The 23,210-nt window shown below is 56.3% G+C and carries 19 protein-coding genes; 13 read left to right on the top strand and 6 right to left on the bottom strand.

What is annotated here, in order from left to right; all coding sequences use genetic code 11:
• Positions 1–58 precede the first annotated feature (58 nt).
• From ftsZ to Abci_RS04715, 7 genes are all read left to right on the top strand, one after another.
• Positions 59–1,588 carry a cell division protein FtsZ gene (gene ftsZ, locus Abci_RS04745; RefSeq protein WP_048838008.1) on the top strand — a complete coding sequence of 510 codons (1,530 nt, stop codon included), beginning with the start codon at positions 59–61 and terminating at the stop codon, positions 1,586–1,588.
• 149 nt (positions 1,589–1,737) lie between these two features.
• Positions 1,738–2,718: a UDP-3-O-acyl-N-acetylglucosamine deacetylase gene (gene lpxC, locus Abci_RS04740; protein ID WP_048838007.1), complete on the top strand. Its 981-nt coding sequence runs from the start codon at positions 1,738–1,740 to the stop codon at positions 2,716–2,718.
• Between the two features lie 93 nt (positions 2,719–2,811).
• Positions 2,812–3,816, top strand: coding sequence for an outer membrane protein assembly factor BamD (locus Abci_RS04735; RefSeq protein ID WP_048838006.1), 1,005 nt, complete (start codon positions 2,812–2,814; stop codon positions 3,814–3,816).
• A gap of 189 nt (positions 3,817–4,005) precedes the next feature.
• Positions 4,006–5,727 carry a DNA repair protein RecN gene (recN, locus tag Abci_RS04730; protein WP_048838005.1) on the top strand — a complete coding sequence of 574 codons (1,722 nt, stop codon included), beginning with the start codon at positions 4,006–4,008 and terminating at the stop codon, positions 5,725–5,727.
• Entirely contained in the window at positions 5,720–7,828 is a 2,109-nt protein-coding gene (gene ligA / locus Abci_RS04725) for an NAD-dependent DNA ligase LigA (RefSeq protein WP_048838004.1), read from the top strand. Before recN ends, ligA begins: the two co-directional genes overlap by 8 nt.
• A gap of 192 nt (positions 7,829–8,020) precedes the next feature.
• Entirely contained in the window at positions 8,021–10,696 is a 2,676-nt protein-coding gene (gene ppdK / locus Abci_RS04720; protein WP_048838003.1) for a pyruvate, phosphate dikinase, read from the top strand.
• Positions 10,697–10,745: 49 nt separating this feature from the next.
• Positions 10,746–11,573 carry a pyruvate, water dikinase regulatory protein gene (locus Abci_RS04715; RefSeq protein ID WP_048838002.1) on the top strand — a complete coding sequence of 276 codons (828 nt, stop codon included), beginning with the start codon at positions 10,746–10,748 and terminating at the stop codon, positions 11,571–11,573.
• Positions 11,574–11,626: 53 nt separating this feature from the next.
• Here the strand turns inward: Abci_RS04715 and Abci_RS04710 are convergent, their stop codons facing one another.
• Both Abci_RS04710 and uraD read right to left on the bottom strand, forming a co-directional pair.
• Complete coding sequence (locus tag Abci_RS04710; RefSeq protein ID WP_048838001.1) at positions 11,627–12,025, bottom strand: hypothetical protein; 399 nt, start codon at positions 12,023–12,025, stop codon at positions 11,627–11,629.
• Between the two features lie 133 nt (positions 12,026–12,158).
• A complete protein-coding gene (gene uraD / locus Abci_RS04705; protein WP_048838000.1) occupies positions 12,159–12,680 on the bottom strand; it encodes a 2-oxo-4-hydroxy-4-carboxy-5-ureidoimidazoline decarboxylase in 522 nt (173 codons plus the stop codon).
• Between the two features lie 136 nt (positions 12,681–12,816).
• Here uraD and Abci_RS04700 point away from each other — a divergent pair, with 136 nt between their 5' ends.
• The gene (locus Abci_RS04700) at positions 12,817–13,422 is read left to right on the top strand and encodes an IMPACT family protein (protein ID WP_048837999.1); all 606 of its coding nucleotides are present in this window, start codon (positions 12,817–12,819) and stop codon (positions 13,420–13,422) included.
• Between the two features lie 52 nt (positions 13,423–13,474).
• On the opposite strand, the gene Abci_RS04695 is transcribed toward Abci_RS04700, so the two are convergent.
• Positions 13,475–13,882: a hypothetical protein gene (locus tag Abci_RS04695; RefSeq protein WP_048837998.1), complete on the bottom strand. Its 408-nt coding sequence runs from the start codon at positions 13,880–13,882 to the stop codon at positions 13,475–13,477.
• A gap of 403 nt (positions 13,883–14,285) precedes the next feature.
• Between Abci_RS04695 and Abci_RS04690 the strand changes: the two genes are divergently transcribed.
• The 5 genes from Abci_RS04690 to Abci_RS04670 all read left to right on the top strand — a co-directional run bounded on the left by Abci_RS04690 (position 14,286) and on the right by Abci_RS04670 (position 20,269).
• The gene (locus Abci_RS04690) at positions 14,286–15,665 is read left to right on the top strand and encodes a class II 3-deoxy-7-phosphoheptulonate synthase (protein WP_048837997.1); all 1,380 of its coding nucleotides are present in this window, start codon (positions 14,286–14,288) and stop codon (positions 15,663–15,665) included.
• A gap of 106 nt (positions 15,666–15,771) precedes the next feature.
• On the top strand, positions 15,772–16,974 hold the full coding sequence (locus Abci_RS04685; protein WP_084597526.1) for a nicotinate phosphoribosyltransferase: 1,203 nt from the start codon (positions 15,772–15,774) through the stop codon (positions 16,972–16,974).
• Entirely contained in the window at positions 16,971–17,387 is a 417-nt protein-coding gene (locus Abci_RS04680) for a hypothetical protein (protein ID WP_048837996.1), read from the top strand. The genes Abci_RS04685 and Abci_RS04680 overlap by 4 nt, the downstream gene beginning before the upstream one ends.
• A gap of 100 nt (positions 17,388–17,487) precedes the next feature.
• On the top strand, positions 17,488–18,825 hold the full coding sequence (gene gltX, locus Abci_RS04675; RefSeq protein ID WP_048837995.1) for a glutamate--tRNA ligase: 1,338 nt from the start codon (positions 17,488–17,490) through the stop codon (positions 18,823–18,825).
• 160 nt (positions 18,826–18,985) lie between these two features.
• On the top strand, positions 18,986–20,269 hold the full coding sequence (locus Abci_RS04670) for an HAD family hydrolase (RefSeq protein WP_048837994.1): 1,284 nt from the start codon (positions 18,986–18,988) through the stop codon (positions 20,267–20,269).
• Positions 20,270–20,326: 57 nt separating this feature from the next.
• Here Abci_RS04670 and sodC read toward each other — a convergent pair whose 3' ends face one another.
• From sodC to ilvC, 3 genes are all read right to left on the bottom strand, one after another.
• The gene (gene sodC, locus Abci_RS04665) at positions 20,327–20,854 is read right to left on the bottom strand and encodes a superoxide dismutase[Cu-Zn] (RefSeq protein ID WP_048837993.1); all 528 of its coding nucleotides are present in this window, start codon (positions 20,852–20,854) and stop codon (positions 20,327–20,329) included.
• Between the two features lie 173 nt (positions 20,855–21,027).
• Positions 21,028–22,008, bottom strand: coding sequence for a threonine ammonia-lyase (locus tag Abci_RS04660; RefSeq protein ID WP_048838158.1), 981 nt, complete (start codon positions 22,006–22,008; stop codon positions 21,028–21,030).
• A 133-nt stretch (positions 22,009–22,141) separates the two neighbouring features.
• Positions 22,142–23,161 carry a ketol-acid reductoisomerase gene (gene ilvC / locus Abci_RS04655; protein WP_048837992.1) on the bottom strand — a complete coding sequence of 340 codons (1,020 nt, stop codon included), beginning with the start codon at positions 23,159–23,161 and terminating at the stop codon, positions 22,142–22,144.
• Between the last annotated feature and the right edge of the window lie 49 nt (positions 23,162–23,210).

Raw genomic sequence — 23,210 nt, 5'->3', positions numbered from 1 at the left:
CTTTGTATCCATCAAGAAAAACAACGCAAGCCTGCTGCCGCTCTTCGGGAGACTTTAAATGACCCTCAACCTGACCGTCCCACCCCAGACCCACGCTGATTTTTCACCCCGCATTACGGTGATTGGTGTTGGCGGCGGCGGTACCAACGCAGTCGACAACATGATTGCGTCCAACTTGCAGGGGGTCGAGTTTGTTGTTGCCAACACCGACACACAAAGCCTGGCAAAAAGCCGCGCTGACCGGCGCGTGCAGCTTGGCCCACACCTCACCCACGGGCTGGGTGCAGGCGCAAAGCCGGAAGTAGGGCGCGGAGCAGCAGAAGAAGCAGCGGATGAATTAGCGCGGCACCTTGATGGGTCCCATATGGTGTTCATCACCACAGGCATGGGCGGCGGCACAGGTACAGGGGCTGCGCCCGTCATTGCCCGTCTGGCCCGCGAACGGGGTATTCTGACGGTCGGTGTGGTCAGCAAGCCTTTTGACTTTGAAGGCAAGCGCCGCATCAGTCTTGCCAATGAGGGCATCAAAGAACTTCAGCAGTATGTTGATACGCTGATTGTCATTCCTAACCAGAATTTGTTCCGTGTTGCCAGCGAGCGCACCACTCTGCGGGAAGCCTACAAACTGGCTGACCATGTGCTGTATATGGGTGTACGCGGGGTTACCGACCTTATGATGGCCCCTGGCTACATCAATCTGGACTTTGCTGACATCCGCAGCGTTATGGCTGAGATGGGCAAAGCCATGATGGGTACCGGGGAAGCTGAAGGCGAAAACCGCGCCATTGAAGCCGCCGAAGCTGCAATATCAAACCCGCTGCTTGAAGATTCATCCATGTCTGGCGCACAGGGCTTGCTGGTGAATATTACCGGTGGTGAAGACATAACCCTGTTTGAATTTGAAGAAGCTGCAAAACGCATTCAGCGTGAAGTTGCGGCTGACGCCAATATGAAGTGGGGTTCCATCATTGATGAGAACATGAACGGTAAGATACGCGTCTCTGTTGTGGCGACCGGTATTGATACGTCCAACGCTCCCCCCAAAGGCGACCGTCTGCATCTGATGTCTGTGGAAAGCGATGCAGGTTCTGAAAAACCGGCAACGCCTAAAGCCGCAGAAAACACCGTGGCACAGCAGGCTACAGCACCCCACGTACAGCGTACTGAAAACCCGGCGCAGCAGCCTGCACAGCCTCGCCCTGCGCAGCCGGTTCAGCCCGCTTATGCCTCTGCTCCCCAGCAGAGCGGCTATGCTGTACCCCCGTCTGCACAGAGCACGCCCGGCCAACCGCATTCTGCCGCTTACCAGCCACAGCAGCCAGCACCACAGCCCACTGCATCGCCACGTGCTGGCCTGTTCACTGAAACACCGCGCTCCCCCTACCTGCCAGAAAACGCCCAGACAGGCTCACGCACTCTGTTCGGACGTGTAACCGGCGCTTTCCGCCGCAGCACGGCTCCAGACGAACGGACCGAACCTGCTGTGCAGGCTCGCTCTTCCGGCCAACAGTCTGATGGCAGCATGAGCATCCGTCCGGCTGACTCTGATGATGCAGGGCTGGAAATTCCAACCTTCCTGCGCCGCTAATATTTTTAGCACGGCACATCTGCGCGCTGCCTTCTGGCAGCGCGTTTTTTATGTAACAGACGGCAATAATCATTGACTCGCCAGAACATCCTCCGGCCGTTAGCGTTATGCTGCACAGTTTCTCATTTTTGCAGGATACCGCCTGAACCATGGACAGTTTGCTGATGGAACCTCTCGCTCTTTCCGCATTACCGGAAGCGGTGTCCGTTCCAGCCACGCTGAGGCCAAAGGCGGCTTCTTCTTTCCAGCACACGCTCGGGAAATCCATAACAGGCGTGGGCGTTGGTTTGCATACCGGTGCGCAAATACAGCTTACACTTATGCCTGCACCTGTTCATCACGGCATTGTTTTTCAACGGACGGACTTAAGTGCTCCAGCCCTTCCAGCCCGTTTCGACTCTGTGGTTGATACGCGCTTGAGCACGGTTCTGGGCGACGCCAGCAACCCGCAGAACCGCATTGCCACTGTCGAACATCTTATGGCTGCTCTCCACGGTTGCGGCATAGACAATGCCCTTATTCTGGTCGATGGGCCGGAAATTCCGGTGTTTGACGGTTCTGCAGCGGACTTCGTTTTTCTGATAGATTGTGCAGGCCGCAAGACGCAGGACGCACCACGCCAGTTTGTGGAAGTTCTGCGCCCTGTCCGGGTTGAACAGAACGGGGCCTTTGTCGAACTCCGCCCCGCCCCCATCCCTCACCTGCAACTGTCTCTGGGTATTGAGTTTTCTGCCAAAGCCATCGGCAAGCAGGACTTTGCGCTGGAACTCACTCCCCAGACCTTCCGCCATGAACTGGCACGCAGCCGCACTTTTACTCTACGTCAGGAAATTGAAGCCCTGCACAAAGCTGGGCTGGCACGTGGTGGCTCGCTTGAAAACGCTATCGTGGTTGATGATGACCAGATTCTCAACCCTGCTGGCCTCCGCTCACCTGACGAATTCATTCGACACAAAATGATGGACGCGGTTGGAGACCTTTATCTGGCTGGCGCTCCTCTTCGGGCTCGGTTTTATGGTCACCGCTCAGGCCATGGCCTGAATAATCAATTGCTTCGTGCCCTGTTTGCTGACCGCACTGCATGGCGGTTTGTCCCGCCAAAAGCCTTGGCCGCACGCTCAGCAGCCTGACCCAAGATACCAGAAAGCGCACGCAGTCCCTTTCCTTCCCTTTTCTTGGCGGCTATGCGTGTTATAAAGCTTGCTTCACATTGAAGAACCGGGATGCCTGTGAGCGTTATTAATACCCTTTCCGTTCGCTGCCGTATTCGCCATCTGGCATCGGCTGGTTTGCTTCTGGGCCTCTCGGGCTGTGCCCTGTTTGGTCACAACAAGGAGCAGGCACCCCCAAAGCTTGCTTCGGCAGAAACGCTTTATAATAACGGCATTGATGCACTGCGCACGCGCCGTTATACGCTGGCAGCCGCAGAATTTGAGGTTTTGCAGCAGAATTACCCCTATTCCGGCTACATTGCCAACGCACAGCTTATGGAAGGCTATGCGTACTACCTGAAGGGCAAGTACCCGGAGGCCGTACAGCAGCTTAACCGCTTTATTGGTCTGCACCCGACCAGTGCCGATTCAGCCTATGCCTATTACCTGCGCGCGCTCTGCTTCTATGAACAGATTGCTGACGTGCAGCGAGACCAACAGGGCACGGTTGAGTCCATGGACGCACTGGAAGAAGTGATTACCCGCTTCCCGCAGTCTAAGTACGCACGAGATGCCCAGCTGAAAATCGACCTGTGCCGTGACCATCTGGCTGGCAAGGAAATGCTGGTTGGTCGCTACTACCAGCGTGAGCGGAACTATGAAGCCGCCATTAACCGTTACCAGCGCGTTGTGCAGGATTTCCAGACGACCAACCATGTTCCTGAAGCACTGGAACGTATGGTTGAAGTCTATCTTGATCTTGGCTTGACGGATCAGGCCCGCAAATCCGGTATTGTGCTGGGGTATAACTACCCAGGCAGCAAATGGTACCGCTTCGCCTACAGCAACCTGAAGCGCTACAAACTGCTGAACAAGAATTTCCCGCTGCCGGGCAAAGCTGTCACACCTCAGCCGCAGTCCGCTGCTGCGCCGCCGCCAACAGCAGCAGGTGCAGGCCCGGCTCCCGCAGCGCTTAATCAGCCTATGGACATTAAAGCAGCACCCGTACAGCCGGTTCAAACACAGGCTGTACCGCCCGCTCCGGCAGGTCAGAAGCCTGCCACGCCGTCCAAATAATGTTTCTGGTCGTTTTGCGGCCAGAAATATCTCTTCTCTTTTTTAAACCGCAGTGCAGCTATTTGTTGCCTGCGGTTTTTTTGTTCTTGTTCCGTTCTACCTTCTTTTTTATAAACACCTACGCCTTTTCCCCTCCGGGGGCGATAGGGTGACCCATTTCCTTCGCCAGAGTTTCAGGCTGGACCCATCATGCTGACAAACCTTTCCATTAGAGATGTCGTGCTGATTGAGGCACTCGACCTTTCCCTCCATACAGGCTTTACCGCCCTGACTGGGGAAACAGGGGCTGGTAAATCCATCCTGCTGGATAGTCTGGGGCTGGCACTCGGCGAGCGTGCCAGTGCGGGGCTGGTCCGCTCCGGCGCAGATGAAGCCCGCGTTACAGCCAGTTTTGATGTTCCCCTTGCGCACCCAGCGTACCCACTCCTTGCGGAACAGGGCATAGCCACCGAACCCGGTGAACCCCTGATGCTGCGGCGTATCATCTCCAAAGAAGGCCGATCCCGCGCCTGGATAAATGATCAGGCTGTGGGTATTACATTAATGCGCCGCATTGCCGTGACCCTTGTGGAAATTCAGGGCCAGCATGAACAAATGGGCCTTGCAGACTCCAGCACGCATCGTGGCCTGCTGGATGCTTACGGTGTCTCTCCCTCACTGCTCACCGCCGTAACGCGCGCTTACGCCAACTGGCATAAACTGAGCGCGGAACTGAGTGCTGCACGCAAAGCCCTGCAGGAAGCGGCACGAGAAGAAGACTGGCTACGTCATACCGTGGCGGAACTGACCACACTTGCTCCGCAACCGGGGGAAGAAGACCTTCTGGCGCAGCAACGCCACGCCTTGCAGCAGGCAGAACGGCGCGGAGAAGCTATTTCCGCAGCGTTGTCCGAACTCAACCCGCGTGACAGACGCAATAGCGGGCCTGCCGCGGCCCTCCGTGGCGCCAGTCGCGCCCTGCAACGTCTGCTCCCGGCCCCTACCTCACCAGACAGTGGCCCAGACCCGCTGGAGGCCCGCACAACAGAAGCCCTTGCGGCTCTGGAAAGTGCCGAAAATGCTCTGGCAGAAGCAGAAACCCTCCTCTCCCGCCTGGCAGATGAGTCTGAGGCTAACCCCCGCCTGCTGGAAGACGCAGAGGAACGACTTTTCACCCTGCGGGCCGCAGCCCGTAAACATGATGTGACCGTGGATGATCTTCCCGGCCTACTGGAGCAACTCTCATCGCGCCTCACGGCACTGGAGAGCGGCGCCACACATCTGGAGGCCCTGCAAAATGCCGTGCAGGAAGCCCGCACTGCGTATGAAGATGCTGGCGCACGCTTGTCCACAGCCAGAGAAAAAGCCGCACGCAAGCTGGAACAGGCCGTCACGAAGGAACTGAAACCCATCAAGCTGGAACGGGCGCGTTTCCTTGTTGATATTGCCCCCCTGCCACCAGAACAGTGGAGCGCACAGGGCATGGAGCAGCTTACCTTCCTGATTGCCGCCAACCCCGGCCAGCCCCCCGGCCCATTGGCTAAAGTCGCCTCGGGCGGTGAACTCTCCCGCCTGATGCTGGCTCTCAAGCTGGTTCTGGCCGAGCAATCCGCCATTGGCACCATTGTGTTTGATGAGATTGATGCTGGTGTGGGCGGCGCTACTGCCGCTGCCATTGGTGAGCGCCTTCACAGGTTGGCGGCGCGGTCCGTACAGGTTCTGGCGGTTACCCACAGCCCACAGGTTGCCGCTAGCGCAGATGCTCATCTGCGTATTGGCAAAATTGTTCGCAACGGCAATACAGCAACCCACGCCGCGCCCCTGAGCGCAGAGGAACGACAGGAAGAAATAGCGCGTATGCTGGCCGGAGACACCATAACTGATGCCGCCCGCGCTGCTGCTGCCAGCCTGCTTGGACAGAAGAATGACTGAACACACCGCCCCGCAAGAGCTAGACGCCGCACAGGCCAAAACGGAACTGACACGACTGGCCGACCTGATAGGCCGCTACAATAGCGCCTATTACACGCAGGACGCCCCCGAGGTAGACGATGCTGTTTATGACGCCTTGCGTAAGCGGTACGACACCATACTGGCCCTCTACCCGGACGCCGAACCGGCAGAAAGTGCCGCCAAAGCCGTAGGTGCTGCACCCGATACAGCTTTTGGCAAACATCGCCACCTTGTCCCCATGCTGTCGCTCGACAACGTGTTTGACCAAGAGGAATTTGAAAGCTTTATCACACGCGCCGTCCGCTTTCTGGGCCTGAGTGACGAGGACGCACGCAAACTGGTTTTTGTGGCTGAACCCAAGATTGATGGCCTTTCCATCAGCCTGACATATGAAAATGGCCGGTTCGTACGGGGCACAACACGCGGTGACAGCCTGGAAGGGGAAGATGTTACAGCCAACCTGCTAACCCTTAAGGACCTTCCCAAGACCCTGCGTGGCTCCGCCCCTGAGATCATTGAAATTCGCGGCGAGGTCTTTCTCTCCAAAGAGCATTTTCTGGCACTCAACGCGTCTCAGGAAGCGCTGGGCCGCAAGCCTTTTGCCAACCCCCGCAATGCTGCTGCCGGGTCCCTACGCCAACTGGATGCCCGCGTTACCGCACGCAGGCCGCTTTCTCTTTTTGCCTACGCCATGGGCTTTAGTTCTGCCCCACCGTCCTCAAGCCACTGGGATTACCTGGAGCAGCTTAAAGCGTGGGGATTCCCCGTTAACCCTCTGTCCCGCAAGCTGGAAGCCGCCAGCAGTGCCGAAGCCTTTTTTGAAGAGGTCGCGCGTGAACGCGCCGGACTGAGTTATGATATTGATGGTGTCGTCTATAAAATAGACAATCTCGTCTTGCAGGAACGCTTGGGTTTTGCTGGCCGTGCGCCCCGTTGGGCAGTGGCATGGAAATTCCCGGCAGAACAGGCCATCACTACTCTTAAGGCCATTGAAATTCAGGTGGGTCGTACTGGCGCACTAACCCCTGTGGCCCATCTGGAGCCAATTAATGTCGGTGGTGTGCTGGTCGCGCGCGCCACGCTGCATAATGAAGACGAAATTTGCCGCAAGGACATACGCGTAGGCGACAAAGTGCAGATCCAGCGTGCGGGAGATGTCATTCCGCAAATTCTGGCTGTCTTCCCCCCTGCGCCAGATGCGCCACCCCGGTCTGAGCCATTTCATTTCCCGGACCACTGCCCGGCCTGTGGGGCTTTGGCCGTGCGGGATGAAGGCGAGGCCGTGCGCCGCTGCACGGGTGGCCTCACCTGCCCCGCGCAGATTGTGGAGCGCCTCATCCACTTTGTGTCACGCAATGCCTTTGACATTGAAGGACTGGGCGACCGCTCCATTCGTGAATTTTACGATGAAGGCCTGATCCGCACTCCGGCAGATATTTTCAGGCTGGCACAGCATGCAGAACACATCACCAAACGGGAGGGTTGGGGTAAGCAATCCGTCAGCAACCTGCTGCACGCCATTGACGCACGCCGCACGATCAGCCTCTCGCGGTTTATATTTGCGTTGGGCATCCGCCGCATAGGAATCAGCAATGCCCGTCTGCTGGCCCGCCACTATGGCACTTACGACAACTGGGTGGACCAGCTTCGCAAAGCCGCCGTTGTTGGGTCTGATGAACGGCTGGAGCTTGGCTCCATCACGGGTATCGGCAGCGTGATTGCGGATGATCTCGTGGCCTTCATGCGTGAAGACCATAACCGCGCCACCTTGCAGGACCTGCACCAGCTCCTGACAATTACGGAAGAAAAGCAAAGTGCTGGCGGCAGCCTGACCGGCAAGACCGTTGTGTTTACCGGTAGCCTGACCACCCTAACCCGGCAGGAGGCCCGCGCCATGGCCGAAAGGCTGGGCGCTAAAGTCTCAGACTCGGTTTCCAAGAAAACGGATCTGGTTGTTTTGGGAGAGAAGGCTGGCTCAAAAGCCAAAAAAGCGGTGGAGCTTGGTATTCCAACGCTCGATGAATCCGGTTGGGCCGCATTTTGTGCAAGTGGCGGAGTATTGCCTGAACAGAATAGCTAACGCTCTAAAAAGAGTGATTGCCGAGGGAGCCAAAACGCGTCATTCTCGTTTATCTCGAAGGGGTGGATTTAGTCGTCTCAAAATAAAAATAAAATCCGTTCGCAGATCGGCCCGTTACTCCGTCCTTCTTCCATCCCCTCGCGCGGGGTAGGGGCCGGATTCTGCGTTCGCATTAATGAAGTGAACGGCAACATGACCAAGTGGATCTACAGTTTCGGCGCAGGCCATAACGAAGGCAACGCCGGAATGCGCAATCTCCTCGGTGGCAAAGGCGCCAACCTGGCGGAAATGGCCAATATCGGCCTGCCTGTGCCTCCCGGATTTACCATTACCACGGAAGTCTGTTCCGCTTTTTATGACAATGGCCGGGCTTACCCTCAGGACCTGTCCGAGCAGCTTGAAGCTGCCATGGCACAGGTTGAGTCCGCCATGGGTCTGCGTTTTGGCGATGCCAACGCCCCCCTTCTTGTCTCTGTCCGCTCTGGTGCGCGCGTCTCCATGCCGGGCATGATGGACACCGTCCTGAACTTGGGTCTGAACGATGTTACTGTGGAAGGGCTGGTCAAGTCCTCCGGTGACTCACGGTTTGCATGGGACAGCTACCGCCGTTTCATCCAGATGTACGGCTCCGTGGTGCTGAACGTACCGCACCACCGCTTTGAAGATATTCTGGAACAGGCCAAGCGCGAACTGGACAAGGAAGACGATACAGCTCTGACCGCCGAAGACTGGCAGCTTGTTGTAAAAGACTACAAAAGCATTGTTCAGAACGAAACCGGCAAGCCATTCCCTGAAGAACCTAAAGACCAGCTTTGGGGCGCTATTGGGGCCGTGTTCGGGTCCTGGATGAACCCACGCGCCAACACGTACCGCAAACTGCATGATATTCCTGCAAGCTGGGGCACTGCCGTTAACGTGCAGTCCATGGTGTTCGGCAACATGGGTACGGACTGTGCAACCGGCGTCTGCTTCACCCGTGACCCATCAACCGGCGAAAACATTTTCTACGGTGAATACCTGATTAACGCGCAGGGTGAAGACGTTGTGGCGGGTATCCGTACCCCGCAGCCTATGTCCGCCGACCGTGCGACCCCTGACCAGAACCCGATGGAAAAGACCCTTCCCGGCGCCTATCAGGAACTGCTGCGTGTCCGTGAGCTGCTGGAACGCCACTACAAGGACATGCAGGATATTGAGTTCACCGTGCAGAGCAACAAGCTCTACATGCTGCAAACCCGTAACGGTAAACGCACAGCGGCAGCAGCCCTGCGTATTGCCATTGATATGGCGCAGGAAGGCCTGATCACGCAGGAAGAAGCCATCACGCGTGTGCCTCCCTCTTCCCTTGACCAGCTTTTGCACCCTGTGCTGGACCCCAAAGCCGAGCGTACACAGCTTGCACGCGGCCTTCCGGCCTCCCCCGGTGCGGCAACCGGGATCATCGCGTTCTCTGCTGAGGATGTTGAAGATCTGGCCGCAAAGGGTGAAGACGTCATTCTGGTGCGTATCGAGACATCTCCAGAAGACGTGCATGGTATGCACGCAGCCCGTGGTGTGCTGACAACCCGTGGCGGCATGACCTCTCACGCTGCCGTGGTGGCCCGTGGTATGGGCCGTGTTTGCGTGGCCGGTGCTGGCAGCATTACGGTCGACTACAAAGCCCAGACCATGAGCGTAAACGGTCACACCTTGAAAGCAGGTGACTGGCTGACGCTTGATGGTGGCACCGGCGCTATTTATCTGGGCCGCGTTCCAACCATTCCGCCTTCTCTGTCTGGGGACTTCTCAACTCTTATGGGCTGGGCCGACTCTGTCCGCCGCCTTGGTGTCCGTGCCAACGCGGAAACCCCTGAAGATGCAGAAACCGCACGCCGCTTCGGTGCGGAAGGCATTGGCCTGTGCCGGACCGAGCACATGTTCTTTGGGCCAGACCGCATTGGTCATGTCCGTCAGATGATCATGGCTGAAGACCCGAAGGTGCGCACTCGCGCTATTGATGCGCTGCTGCCGTTCCAGCGGGATGACTTTACGGCCCTGTTCCGCATCATGGCCGGACTGCCAGTCACCATCCGTCTGCTCGACCCACCGCTCCATGAATTCCTACCGCATGGGGAAGCCGAGCTGAAAGATGTTGCGGCCGCCTTGGGGCAGGATGTTGAAGCTCTGCGTGCTCGCCGCTCTGCCCTGTCTGAAGCCAACCCGATGCTTGGTCATCGTGGCTGCCGTCTGGGCATCAGCCATCCGGAAATCTATGCCATGCAGGTACGCGCCATTGCGGAAGCCGCTCTGGCCATTTCCAAAGAAACCGGCAAAAGCGTGATTCCTGAAATCATGATCCCGCTGGTTGGCACAAAAGCCGAGCTGGATCTGGTACGGAAATCCTGTGAAGCCGTGATTAAAAGCGTGCTGGAAGAACAGGGTGCAGAGCTGTCCTACCTGATCGGAACCATGATTGAATTGCCACGCGCTGCCATTACGGCTGATAAGATTGCTGAAAGCGCAGACTTCTTCTCTTTCGGTACGAACGACCTGACGCAGACCGCGCTTGGTCTGTCACGCGATGATGCAGGCTCCTTCCTGCCTGCTTATGTTGATAAAGGGCTTCTGCCTCAGGACCCCTTCATCTCTATCGACCGTGAGGGCGTAGGCGCACTGGTGCGCATGGGCGTTGAAAAAGGCCGTGCCACCAAGCCTAAACTGAAGCTTGGCATCTGTGGTGAGCATGGGGGTGACCCGCTCTCCATCACATTCTTTGAAGAAGTCGGGCTGGATTATGTATCCTGCTCGCCCTTCCGTGTGCCGGTTGCCCGGCTTGCAAGCGCTCAGGCAGCCCTCGCAGCACGCCGCAGCAAAGCGGTAGAAGCCTAAAATTAAGAGGCCGCTCCCTCGGGGGCGGCCTTTTTTAAATCAAGCGATCATGAACCAGAAAATCCTGACCCTGCATCTTGTGTCTGAAGCCACAGGCCAGACACTGGACTCCGTTGCCCGTGCCTGCATTGCGCAGTTCCCTAATACGGAAGTGCGCCTGCGCCACTGGAACCTTATTCGTTCCCGGCTGCAATTACGGCGCGTGCTACGCCATATTGCTCTGGATAGAGGGCCTGTCATGTCCTCCCTGACAGACCCGGCGCTGCAAGCGGATATGGAAGCAGGGTGTACCAGCCTTCAGGTCCGGCTGCTGGACGTGCTGCATAACGCCATGGTGTTTCTTTCTGAAGAAACGGGGGAGGAAGCCACACGTCACCCCGGCGGTCAGTACATTATGGATGAAAACTACTACCAGCGTATTGAGGCCATGCATTACGTTCTGGCCCATGATGACGGGCAGGAAACAAACGGCCTTGATGAGGCTGATGTTGTGCTGGTTGGGGTTTCTCGCGTTTCCAAAACACCAACCTGTTTTTATCTGGCCAACAGGGGCATTCGTGCAGCTAACGTGCCGCTTGTAATGGGTATTGAACCACCACGCGCGCTGTTTGAGATCAAACGCCCGGTTATCGGCCTGACCATAGACCCCGAAACGCTCATAGAAATCCGGCGGACACGGCTGACACAGATGATGCCGACTGGTCGGCACGCTGAGCACACAACCGATTATGCGTATATTGACCTGGAAAAAGTACAGGAAGAATTGCGCTGGGCACGCCGCCTGTGCCGGCACCATAACTGGCCGGTTATTGATGTAACCCGGCGCTCCATTGAAGAGACGTCAGCCTCCATTCTGGACCTGATCGACACGCCTTAGGCCACAAAAAACCTCCTGACCATATGGCAGGAGGTTTTTTGAACACAGACTTTTCAGTCGACAAGCTCATTAGGTTCCAGGCGCTGGACCCGCATCGCCTGACCTTGAGCATTATAATAAATAATGCTGTCACCGCGCCGTTGCGCGTAACCGTCTGGCTGACCGTCTTTGGTCCAGAAGAAAAGGCGGTTTTTATCTGCCTCTTCAACAACCTTATCGCCAGCCGGGATATAGCGAAACTTGCTGAAATCCTTGTGTGCGCGTGGCAAGGGGGGCTTCTTGGCCAATTTGTGCATGTCCGGCCCCTTATGGCCTTCTTCATCGTCATCACCGCCGCCGCCGCCCGCATCTGCATCCTGTGCCATAGCGGGGTGAATGGTGAGGAAAGAAGACAGGGACGCTACGGACAGCCCTGCCAGAAGAAGGTATCCTGTACGGACCCGGTGCGCCATGCTGCGTAAACCTTCCCAGCTTTTGTAAAAACTAAATGCCCTTCACTTTTGCCCTCTTTTGAGCTGGGAAGCAATCCGGCAACCGTTGCCTAAAGGGTCGGGCCTGTTATGGCAGAACTGCCGGATTACCGTGTCAGAGCTTGAGGTCTGCGTAGAGTTCCAGCAGCGCACGATCCGCCATTTTTCCGACCTCCAGAAGTGCTACTCCAAGCTCTACTTCCGGTTCATGCCGCAACCGCCGCTCCAGATCAGCCATGATCTGGTTTTTGGTAAGACCAGAGAAATCTATGATGAAAGGAATATCGAACCGTTCTTCGTAAGATTTATTCATGGAACGGAACTGCGCAAATTCCTCCGGGGAGAGGCGATCCAACCCAGCCGGAACGGCCTTCCCACCGGCCTGAGGCGCAGGGGACGCTACAGCAATCAGGCCACCCAAACCGGGGTAAGACCGTAACACACGGCGTTGGGCATCATAAGGTGCTGCACGCACCATAGCGCTCAGCGTTGTGCTCAGAGACTTCAGGCTGGCGAAGGGCCGACATTCATATGCCTCCTGCGCCGCCCACTCGGCGTTTTTATAAATACCGCCAAAGCACTCAATAAACTCCTTGGAGCCCATATCGTTGATTGTGCGCATTGTCACTTCGGTCATAGGGTGTCTCCGTGCATTAAAGATGTTTGCACGACGTCAACGCGCCCGAGGCGTCCCCGTTCCGTCCCCTGTCTCAATACCGGAAAGCTACCGCCACTTTGCGCAACACGCTGCAAATTGGTACTCTGCGGCGATCATGACAGAAACACTCATCGGCCCGTTTGAACGAGAGTTAGAAATCCGCAAAAGTCGGTTTCTGGCCCGTGCAACGCCTATCAAATCTATTGAAGAAGCCGAAGCCTTTATCCACGCCATTGCTCAGGCTGAACCTGAGGCAACACACCATTGCTGGGCATGGCAGTTTGGCCCGCATTGCCGTTGCCATGACGCGGGCGAGCCGTCCGGCACCGCAGGTCGCCCTATTTTGCAGGTTATCACGGCACAGAAGTTGGACCTGATAGCAGTTGTGGTGACCCGATGGTTTGGAGGCATCAAGCTAGGGGCTGGCGGCCTTATTAGGGCCTATAGCGGTGCTGCCGCAGAATGTTTGCGGGAAGCGCCGAAAGAACCGATTATCGAACGGGTCAAACTGACATTCCATGCGCCCTTCTCCCTCTTATCCCTCATTCAGGCGCGTTTGCAGGAATGGGGAATAGAGGCAGCACAGCCGGATTTTACAGCCACGGGCGCCCAGTTCATCCTGACCATTCCGCTGGAACAGCAACAGGATGTGAGCCACAGGCTCATGGACCTGACCAGCGGCCAAACCGTTGTCCGCGTTGTGGAAGAAGCAGAAGCCTGATGCAGCTCCCTAGCCTCTTCCCTTTACAGACTTAACACACAACAGTTGGAGTTTAGCGGGGCGTTACCCAGCCGTTGCCGGTTGCGTCACCCATCTGGCCTGAGCCCATTGGGCCGTTTTCCTGATAGGCGGTGCCATAACGGGACAGGTCTGTGCCGGTCATTTTATCTCGATGCACTTTTGCCAGATGATCCGGGTCATCCCCGTGGTTGAACTCCATGGACGGTGCATCCTGATAACCTGGCGGCAGGCTGCGATGCCCGTGCACGGTCTTTTTTTCCGCTGTTTTGCTGTTGGCGCCATCCGGGTCATAATTGGCTGACCCTTCCCCAAAGGAGATGTTGCCGCTTGGCGTCAGGGCGGGATCAGCCACAGCTTGCCCCGGCGCGCTGGACGCAAGTGCCGTACCAAAACTTAACCCGACCAGAAGCAGAAATGCTGGTTTACGCAGTTGCGCCATTGCGCGTTACCCCGCGAGAAAAAGGAACCCAATTCACACTGTCAGACAGCATGAATACTTCAGAGTGTTACTATCGCACCAACTCACGAAAAAATCCAATGACCGTTACCGCCCTGCATCAATTAGACTGCGGCAGGATTTAACGCGTTGATTCAAAGCATTTTATTTCCAAAATAAAACAACAAACCCTGCCATGTTTAGCAAACAGACCGCATAGAACCGCAACGCATTCCGTATCCATCCGTTGCGCGCAGAGCGCGATTGCAGGAACAAAATTTGCGTATCACTCTTATTTTGGACATAAAGACATCCCCCTGCGCTGTTATACGTGCAGGGGTCATGTTTTCTTCAACTCTGCCATCTTATTTTTCAAGACCAGCACCAAACTGACAGGATCAAGTCCATGACTGCCTCGCCCGCTCAGCCTCGCCCGACGTCTACGACCTGGATGCCGGATAGCTGGCGTTCGTTTCCAGTCAAACAGTTACCGACTTATCCGGACGCCGCCAGCCTTAACGCGGTTGAATCCCGCCTGAGCAGCTATCCGCCGCTGGTTTTTGCCGGTGAAGTGCGCCGCCTGCGGGCTCAGCTTGCCCAAGCGGCCAAAGGGCAGGCGTTCGTTCTGCAGGGCGGTGCCTGTGCAGAAAGCTTCAGTGAATTCAAAGCGGATGTGGTGCGGGACACCTTCCGTGTTCTGCTGCAAATGGCTGTTGTATTGACCTTCGGTGCCAAGGTTCCGGTTATCAAACTGGGCCGTATGGCTGGGCAGTTCGCCAAACCCCGCTCCTCTGATACAGAAACACAGGGCGGCGTTACCCTACCATCTTACCGCGGTGACATTATCAACGGACCGGAATTCACGGCGGAAGCCCGTATTCCTGATCCTGTGCGGATGGAAACGGGTTACTTTCAGTCTGCCGGTATCCAGAACCTGCTACGTGCCTTCTCCCGCGGCGGGTACGCCAACCTGCATCAGGTTCACCGCTGGAATCTGGGCTTTGTAGAGCGCTCTCCGCTTGCTCACCGCTACAGTGTCATGGCCGAAAAAATTGGCGAGACCCTGTCCTTCATGCAGGCCTGCGGTATTGATGCTGCCTCCGCCCCCCAGATTGACGAAACCGAGTTCTATACCTCTCACGAGGCTCTGCTACTGCCTTATGAACAGGCACTGACACGAGTCGATTCCACATCCGGTGAGTGGTACGACTGCTCCGCCCACTTTATCTGGATTGGTGACCGGACTCGTCAGCCGGATGGGGCGCATGTTGAATTCCTGCGCGGCGTGCGCAACCCGCTGGGTATTAAAGTTGGGCCAACCACCAAGGTGGAAGACCTTGAAAAGCTGCTGGAAATCCTGAACCCCAGCGACGAGGCAGGTCGCATTACCCTTATCTCCCGCATGGGTGCGGATAAAATTGCAGACTGCCTGCCCCCCCTGATGCGGGCCGTTAAAAACACGGGCCGCACGGTCACATGGCTGACAGACCCCATGCACGGCAACACCATCTCCACTGATCAGAAGATCAAGACGCGCTCCTTTGATGCCATCATGAAAGAGGTCAAAGGCTTCTTTGATGCCTGTGCGGCTGAAGGCGTCCATGCTGGCGGTGTTCATATTGAAATGACTGGCCAGAATGTGACCGAATGTGTGGGTGGTGCCCATTGCCTGACGGAATCTGATCTGGCTGACCGCTATGAAACCTTCTGTGACCCGCGCCTGAATGCGGAGCAGTCTCTGGAACTAGCGTTCCTGATGGCGGAAGAACTGACAGGCAAGCGCTAAGCCTGTCAGGTTTTTTTGACATCACAGAACCGGGGGGTGGCTTTACCGCGCCGCCCGGAACCCCCATCATCCAGTCAGTCCGAACTGGAATGGAGATGATACAAGGATGGTGCAGCCTTCTCATGGCTCAAAAACGCCCGGTGTAGCCGGTGCGTATTCAGCGTCTCCGCTTCCTGATGCCGTTATCACGGCCCGTACAGATTCCTACTTCAACCGCACCAAGCAGATTGTCTCCCACTTTGGCGACTGCGAGGTAACGTACGCGTTTTTCATACGTCGCCCGGTTATCTCCGCCCCCGGCCTGATGCTGGAATGGCTGAAAAACGTCATGGCCCAGCGTAATGCGCCTTATTCGGTCGAGGTTGTGCATCCTGAAGGCGAATGGGTGGGTGCGGGTGAACCGCTTGTGTATATCACCGGCTCCTTCACGCATCTGGCGGATCTGGAAACGCTGCTCCTGCAAAAGCTGGGTAGCCCCTGCGTGGCGGCCCATCGTGCCTACCAGATTGCTCTCTCCCTTCCGCAAACCCGTTTTCTGGCCATGGATGCCCGCCATTGCGCTGGGTACGAAATGCAGGAACTTATGGCCTATGCAGCCTCTGTCGGTGGTCGCGCCGCACAGCGTGATGGGGCCATAGGGTTTGTCGGCACCGCCAATGACGCTGTTGCTCCGTTTTTCGAGACGGAAAAAGGCTACGGCACCATGCCCCATGCGCTGATCGGGTATGCTGGCTCTACCGTCCGTGCTGCGGAAATGTTCCACGAGATGTACCCGGAGACGGATCTGGTGGTTCTAGTGGATTATTTTGGCAAAGAGATAACGGATGCACTGGCTGTCTGCCGCCGCTTTCCCGAACTTGCAGCCAAAGGCCGACTGGCCATGCGGCTTGATACGCACGGTGGCCGTTTTCTGGAAGGTCTCAACCCGCAGGAATCTTACGCTGTGGTTGACCGCCATGCCCCTAAAGCCCTGCGGCGTTACCGCTCGGACAGCGAACTACGCTATCTGATCGGCACCGGTGTATCCGCCGCTGCAATCTGGCGCATGCGTGATGCATTGGATGAGGCAGGATTCCCGCAGGTGAAAATTATTGCCTCCTCCGGCTTTGGCGTGACCAAATGCGCTTGCATGGCGGATGCCCACGCCCCAATTGATGTGGTTGGCACAGGCTCTTTCATTCCCGATCTGTGGAACGAAACCTATGCCACCGCTGACATCGTTTCCTATAATGGTATTGAACGTGTGAAGATTGGGCGTGAATTCCTGCTGCCCTCCGCACGTGCCGAACAGAAAGGCCCTTCTGAATGACAGAAAACCCCACCACAGAAGACAAGACATGGTGCGTACGCATTCTTGACCTCTCCGGTGGCGCAGAAGAAGACACTGTGGAAGAAGTACGCGGCTTTCATGATCTGGCCCATGCCAACGCCTTTGCGCGTGCGTATGTGCGGGATAGTGTTGAGCGGTGCCGCGTACCCGGTGCCTCTGCCAAGGATGTGCTCCAAGCCTGGGCAGCTTTTGGCGAAAACGCTGAGGTTGCCGACGCCGGAGACGATGGCTGGCATTCCGCCAATGAGCTGGATGACTTTACCTCAACCCGCGCAACACCCATGGAGCGTGACTGGCGTGCCCTCGACCCCCGCCGCCTGATTGACGAGGAAGAGGAGCTGGCCTTCTCCGCCATGGCGGAAGAGGACGAAGACGGCTCTACGCACCACTGAATAAAGTGCCGCCCCGCCAAATGCGGGGCGTTCTTTTTAGTGCCAAAATGCGCTAATGCTCTCCTGAGACTATGACCCTTCTGACTAATATAGAGATTTCATGAAACTTCGGTTCGCGCCCAGCCCCACCGGTATGCTGCATGTCGGTAATGCCCGCCTTGCTATTGCCAATGCTCTTTTTGCAGCCCGTAACGGCGGCACCTTCCAACTGCGCATTGATGACACGGACACGGGCCGCTCGAAGGAAAGCCACGTTGAGGCCATCCGGACAGATCTGAACTGGCTTGGCATTAGCTGGGGGGAAACGTTCCGCCAGACAGAACGGCTGGACCGCTACGCCGCAGCCATTGAAAAACTGAAGGCCACAGGCCGCCTGTACCCCTGTTTTGAAAGCGAGCATGAGCTTGCTGCCAAACGTGAAACACAAATCCGCCAGCGCCGTGCCCCGGTTTATGACCGCGCCATGCTGAAAATGACCCCGGAGCAGCGTAGGCAGGCAGAAGCCAACGGCAAGGTACCTTACTGGCGCTTCCGCCTTTCAGACCGCATTATCCAGTGGCGTGATCTGGTGATGGGCAACTGTCAGGTCAAACTGCCATCCGTGTCGGACCCGGTACTGGTACGGACCGATGGCACAGTGCTCTACACCCTTGCCTCCGTTGTGGATGATCTGGAAACAGGCATCACCCACATTATCCGTGGGGAAGACCACGTTACAAACACCGGCGTGCAAATTGACATTGCCGAAGCCCTTGGCGCGCATCCGGACCATTTCCGGTTTGCGCATCTGCCGCTCCTGCTGGACGAAAATGGTGGCAAGCTGTCCAAGCGGTTTGATGCCATGTCCCTGCGCACCCTGCGGCAGGACGGGGTTGAAGCCGAAGCACTGGTGGCCTATCTGGCCCGCCTTGGCAGCTCTGATGACCCCGTGCTGGTCCCGTTTGATGAGCAGGCAAAACTGTACGACATCTCCCATATTTCAAAATCTGCCGCACGGTTTGATACGCGCCAGTTGCTGGGACTGAACCACAAACTGCTAGGCCAACAGCCCTTTACTGCGGTTGCTGACCGCCTGCCTGAAGGTGCGACAGAAGACTTCTGGCACGCCATCCGCACCAATATTGATATGCTGTCTGAAGCCAAACTCTGGTTTACGGTTGTGTATGGTGACATTGTGCCCCCGGCAGAAGAAGAAGGGACTGACACGTTCCTGAAAGAAGCCGCCGCCCTGCTGCCAGCAGAACCGTGGGACACAACAACCTGGAAAACATGGACGGCTGCCCTGAAAGAGAAAACAGGCAAGTCTGGCAAGGCTCTTTTCCTCCCCCTACGCCTTGCCCTGACTGGCGAGGAGCATGGGCCGGAACTGCGTGACCTGTTGCCCCTTATGGGCAGAACTCGGGTGCTCTCCCGCCTTGTGCCGGGTTCCGCAGCCTGACATCTTCAAAACCTGAAAAGCGCCCAAGCAGCGTTTTTCAGGTTTTTTATTTCTGCCGCTTTCTCTTTAAATTATCAGAAAAATTTCACACACTGCGGTCGCTTCTTCAGTAGATCAATCAGGCATCGTTCTTCGCTTCACCATCAGCCATAGGCCGATCATGCCCTTGTTTCTGACACGCCGTTCCTTCAGCCTCGGGCTTGCTGCTCTGGTTACCACACCCGCAGTGCGTGCCTATGCTCATAACTATGACCCCTCAGACCTACCGCCTCCAACACTGGAAACCCTGAAGTGGGCACCAAAAACACGGGCGGCTATTCAGGCTCTTTTAACGGCCCACGGCCAGTATTCCCGCTCCTATTCCTCCACCCAGCGCCCCTACGTGGTGTTTGACTGGGATGAAACAGCCATAGTCGGCAATGTTCAGTTTACGCTTTTCCATTACATGCTGGAGCATTTTGCATTTTTGCTGCCAGCCCATGAATTTCAGGCCCTGCTGCACGCTCATAGCCCCAACCAGACGCTGCCTGCTCCGTTTACAACAATAGAGGGCAAACCCTTGAGCCTGCACGCGCTGGTGCAGGATATTCTGGAAGATTACAGGGCGCTGCTCGCGCGCTACGGCCACCGCCCTCACCCGCTGCCGCGTGAAGAATTGTTGCAGGACCCCACGCTGCTGGCCTTCCGGGCGCGCATGGCATTCTACCACCACATGCTACGCGCCACCCATGGGGGAGAGGTTGCACAACGCTGGCTGGTAAGTCTGGCTGCGGGGCAAACCCTGACCGATATTGTCGCCATGGCACGGGCTGCCAACGAATTCTATCTCGGCCAGTCCATTGACACCATAACATGGCGTTGCCCCACTGAACGCGCTGGCAAAGGTGGCGCTGTAGCCGTAACAGTGACCCAGAGCCTGCGCTTGACCCCTGAAATAGCCGACCTGTTCCAGATTATGCAGGAGCACGGCATAGACCCGGTTATCTGCACGTCATCCTTAGAAGAATGCACAGCAATTTTTGCGACATCATCCGAATACGGCTACAATATTCCGCGTGAGCATATTTTTGGCGCACGCCTTGAAACACATAAAAAGGTGCTTCAGCCAATAGAAGCCGTTGACCATCCATTCCCGTATGAGCGCGGCAAAACAGCAATTATCAAACGCTATATGGTCACGAAGCGCGAGGGGCCACCACTGATGATTTTTGCGGGCGAAGACAGTACGGCAGACCTTATTAAAGCGTTTCCCGAAACCCCTTTATGCTGCCTAGTAAACCGCAAACAGTCCGATGCCATGATGCCTTTTTTAAAGGAGGCAGCAGAAATGCAAACACTTGAGGCACCCCGCCTTGTGTTACAGGGCCGCGATGAGAATACCGGAGAATGGCGCCCGAGCGAGGCAAGTATTCTGCTGGGCAAAACAATACCGTCACTTCCATAAAAAAAGGGAGTGCCACGATCTGTGGCACTCCCCCTCTCCCGCTATGCTCGGAAAAACTTACTTCAGAACAGCGCAGGCCACGCGATCACCCGCGCCACCAATGGGCTGAGATTTGTAATCATCCGGGTTAGCGTGAATCACCAGGCTGGCACCGTCCGCATCCAGCAGAGCAGGCTTTACAGTGGATTCTGCGTTGAGGCCAACGAGCGTGGAATAGAGTTCCACAGTAGCCGTTCCATCTGCCGCCACGTAAATATTTGGCAGGTCACCTGAGTCATTGGCTTTTTCGTTCAGAAAGCCATGCGTTACAGGTTTAACCGTATGAACATGGCCGCCTGCACTTGTGAATTTTGGGGCTTCACAGCTGCCTTTTTCATGAAAATGCACACCGTGCCAGCCCGGCGTCAGACCTTTGGCTTCTACGCGCACAATAACGCCTTTGGGCGCTGCCGTAACCTCAACATGACCATGAGACGCACCATCCTGCCCCAGCAGGTCTCCGCCTGCTGTTGCCGCACATGCCAGAGTGGGAAGAAGCAGTGCACCGACTGCCAGTGCTGCTACCTGCGTGAAGCGTGCTCGCATTGTTTTCTGTCCTTTTCATAGAAAGCTTAAGTCTAGAGAGAATGAGTATGAATTGCACTCTATCGCTGTGACACACATTCCCCAACGCGCATGATGCTCACAAGATGCATTACACCAAAATGTGATCTTATTACGCTCTTCCGCCACAGCACCTGTTGAAGGCACGCGTATACCTAGTCCATCAAGAGCGCGGCATAAAAGCTGGGATCAACATTGGCACCAGAAACAACGATAGCGCACACTTTCTCGGAAACTGGCAGTTTAGCCGCCAGCACGGCTGCCAGAGCCACCGCACCGCCGGGTTCAACCACAAGCTTCATGTTCGCAAAAGCAAAGCGGATTGCGGACCTTACCTCATCATCCGTAACAGTCAGGCCACCACTGACAAGCGCCTGATTAATGGGGAACGTCAACTTACCCGGAGACGGGGCTTGCAAGGCATCACAGATGGACTGCGCGCCTGCCTTTACGTGCTCGCGTTGACCCGTTTGCAGGGACCGGGCCGTATCATCAAAGTCTGCTGGCTCCGCGCTATAGAGTTTGATTTCCGGGCGACTTGCCTTAATGGCCGTAGCTGTACCAGCCAGCAGACCACCTCCCCCACAACACACCAGAACCCGGTCAACCTCAGCGCCAAGTGCTGCACTTTGTTGCAGTATCTCAAGCCCGACAGTGCCCTGCCCGGCTATGATATGCGGGTCATCAAACGATGGTACCAGAACAGCACCACGCTGCTGTGCAAGCTTTGTGGCTATCTCTTCCCGTGACTGGGTGTACCGATCATAAAGCACAACCTCCGCCCCGTAGGCGCGCGTATTGGCTATTTTAATAGTCGGTGCATCGGCAGGCATAACAATGGCTGCGGGCATAGCAAGCAATTGGGTCGCCGCTGCAACACCTTGTGCATGATTACCGGAAGACCATGCAACAACACCGGCCTTCCTCTCCTGCTCTGTTAAACGGGATAACCTGTTATAGGCCCCCCGGAACTTGAAGGACCCGGTGCGCTGAGCCCCTTCAAACTTTACGAGCACTCTTTGCCCTACACGGGCATTTAACGCTGCAAACTCCAGCAACGGAGTGCGCACCGCCACACCCTCTATCTGCTTGGCTGCACGCTCAACATCCTCGTAGGTCACAACAAAACCACTCATGCCAGACGCTCGCCCCTTTTTATTGCTGCCTTTGCCTATCAGAGAGCCTGCACGCTTTTGTAGCAAGGCAAAAACAAAAAAAGCCCTGCCGCGTTACACGGCAGGGCTTTGCAGACCAGTCTGGCAAACCAGATTAGTTCTTGGTTTTGTCAACCATGCGGGATTTTGCAATCCATGGCATCATGCCACGCAGTTTTTCGCCAACGGCTTCAATCTGGTGGGCATCGTTAATGGCGCGGGTGGCTTTGAAGCCAACATTGCCGGACTGGTTTTCCAGAATGAAGTTCCGCACGAACGTACCGTTCTGGATGTCCGTCAGAATTTCTTTCATGGCTTTTTTGGTGTCAGGCGTAATGACACGTGGGCCAGACACATACTCACCATACTCAGCCGTGTTGGAGATGGAGTAGTTCATGTTGGCAATGCCGCCTTCGTAGATCAGATCCACGATCAGCTTCATTTCGTGCAGACATTCGAAATATGCCATTTCCGGCGCATAACCGCCTTCAACCAGCGTTTCAAAACCAGCGCGGATCAGTTCAACCAGACCGCCGCAGAGCACTGCCTGCTCACCAAACAGGTCGGTTTCAACTTCTTCCTTGAAGCTGGTTTCAATGGTGCCTGCACGGCCACCGCCAATGGCGGATGCGTAAGACAGAGCAATTTCCAGAGCAGAGCCGGACTTGTCCTGTGCAATAGCAACAAGGCAAGGCACGCCGCCGCCACGCTGATATTCAGAACGCACGGTGTGGCCAGGGCCTTTTGGTGCGATCAGGAACACGTCCAGATCAGGGCGTGCTTCAATGATACGGAAGTGGATGGACAGACCATGCGCGAACACCAGAGCAGCACCCTGCTTCAGGTTCTTTTCCAGAGAGTCCTTGTACAGTGCGCCCTGACCTTCATCAGGTGTCAGCACCATCACAACATCGGCCCAGGCAGCAGCTTTGTCCGGGGTCATGACCGTAAAGCCAGCGCCCTCTGCTTTCTGTACAGCGGAAGAGCCTTCACGCAGACCAATAACAAGGTCTTTAACGCCGCTATCTTTCAGGTTGTTGGCGTGGGCATGGCCCTGGCTGCCGTACCCGATAACCGCAACTTTTTTGGACTTGATCAGGTTAACGTCTGCATCGCGGTCATAATAAACGCGCATTGGTCTTTTCTCCATTATTGTGGCGACCTTTGCGGTCGCCTTACTTCAC

Source organism: Acetobacter cibinongensis, from assembly GCF_000963925.1.
Taxonomy (GTDB): domain Bacteria; phylum Pseudomonadota; class Alphaproteobacteria; order Acetobacterales; family Acetobacteraceae; genus Acetobacter; species Acetobacter cibinongensis.
Note: the sequence above shows the minus strand (reverse complement) of the source record. Positions and strands in the feature narration are given on the sequence as shown.

What these genes read in the sequence shown, in the direction of transcription:
- ftsZ (WP_048838008.1), top strand. Translation starts at nt 59, where the DNA reads ATGACCCTCAACCTGACCGTCCCACCCCAGACCCACGCTGATTTTTCA.
- Abci_RS04670 (WP_048837994.1), top strand. Translation starts at nt 18,986, where the DNA reads ATGCCCTTGTTTCTGACACGCCGTTCCTTCAGCCTCGGGCTTGCTGCT.
- lpxC (WP_048838007.1), top strand. Translation starts at nt 1,738, where the DNA reads ATGGACAGTTTGCTGATGGAACCTCTCGCTCTTTCCGCATTACCGGAA.
- gltX (WP_048837995.1), top strand. Translation starts at nt 17,488, where the DNA reads ATGAAACTTCGGTTCGCGCCCAGCCCCACCGGTATGCTGCATGTCGGT.
- ppdK (WP_048838003.1), top strand. Translation starts at nt 8,021, where the DNA reads ATGACCAAGTGGATCTACAGTTTCGGCGCAGGCCATAACGAAGGCAAC.
- recN (WP_048838005.1), top strand. Translation starts at nt 4,006, where the DNA reads ATGCTGACAAACCTTTCCATTAGAGATGTCGTGCTGATTGAGGCACTC.
- Abci_RS04735 (WP_048838006.1), top strand. Translation starts at nt 2,812, where the DNA reads ATGCCTGTGAGCGTTATTAATACCCTTTCCGTTCGCTGCCGTATTCGC.
- Abci_RS04660 (WP_048838158.1), bottom strand. Translation starts at nt 22,008, where the DNA reads ATGAGTGGTTTTGTTGTGACCTACGAGGATGTTGAGCGTGCAGCCAAG.
- Abci_RS04700 (WP_048837999.1), top strand. Translation starts at nt 12,817, where the DNA reads ATGACAGAAACACTCATCGGCCCGTTTGAACGAGAGTTAGAAATCCGC.
- ilvC (WP_048837992.1), bottom strand. Translation starts at nt 23,161, where the DNA reads ATGCGCGTTTATTATGACCGCGATGCAGACGTTAACCTGATCAAGTCC.
- Abci_RS04680 (WP_048837996.1), top strand. Translation starts at nt 16,971, where the DNA reads ATGACAGAAAACCCCACCACAGAAGACAAGACATGGTGCGTACGCATT.
- Abci_RS04685 (WP_084597526.1), top strand. Translation starts at nt 15,772, where the DNA reads ATGGTGCAGCCTTCTCATGGCTCAAAAACGCCCGGTGTAGCCGGTGCG.
- ligA (WP_048838004.1), top strand. Translation starts at nt 5,720, where the DNA reads ATGACTGAACACACCGCCCCGCAAGAGCTAGACGCCGCACAGGCCAAA.
- sodC (WP_048837993.1), bottom strand. Translation starts at nt 20,854, where the DNA reads ATGCGAGCACGCTTCACGCAGGTAGCAGCACTGGCAGTCGGTGCACTG.
- Abci_RS04715 (WP_048838002.1), top strand. Translation starts at nt 10,746, where the DNA reads ATGAACCAGAAAATCCTGACCCTGCATCTTGTGTCTGAAGCCACAGGC.
- uraD (WP_048838000.1), bottom strand. Translation starts at nt 12,680, where the DNA reads ATGACCGAAGTGACAATGCGCACAATCAACGATATGGGCTCCAAGGAG.
- Abci_RS04710 (WP_048838001.1), bottom strand. Translation starts at nt 12,025, where the DNA reads ATGGCGCACCGGGTCCGTACAGGATACCTTCTTCTGGCAGGGCTGTCC.
- Abci_RS04695 (WP_048837998.1), bottom strand. Translation starts at nt 13,882, where the DNA reads ATGGCGCAACTGCGTAAACCAGCATTTCTGCTTCTGGTCGGGTTAAGT.
- Abci_RS04690 (WP_048837997.1), top strand. Translation starts at nt 14,286, where the DNA reads ATGACTGCCTCGCCCGCTCAGCCTCGCCCGACGTCTACGACCTGGATG.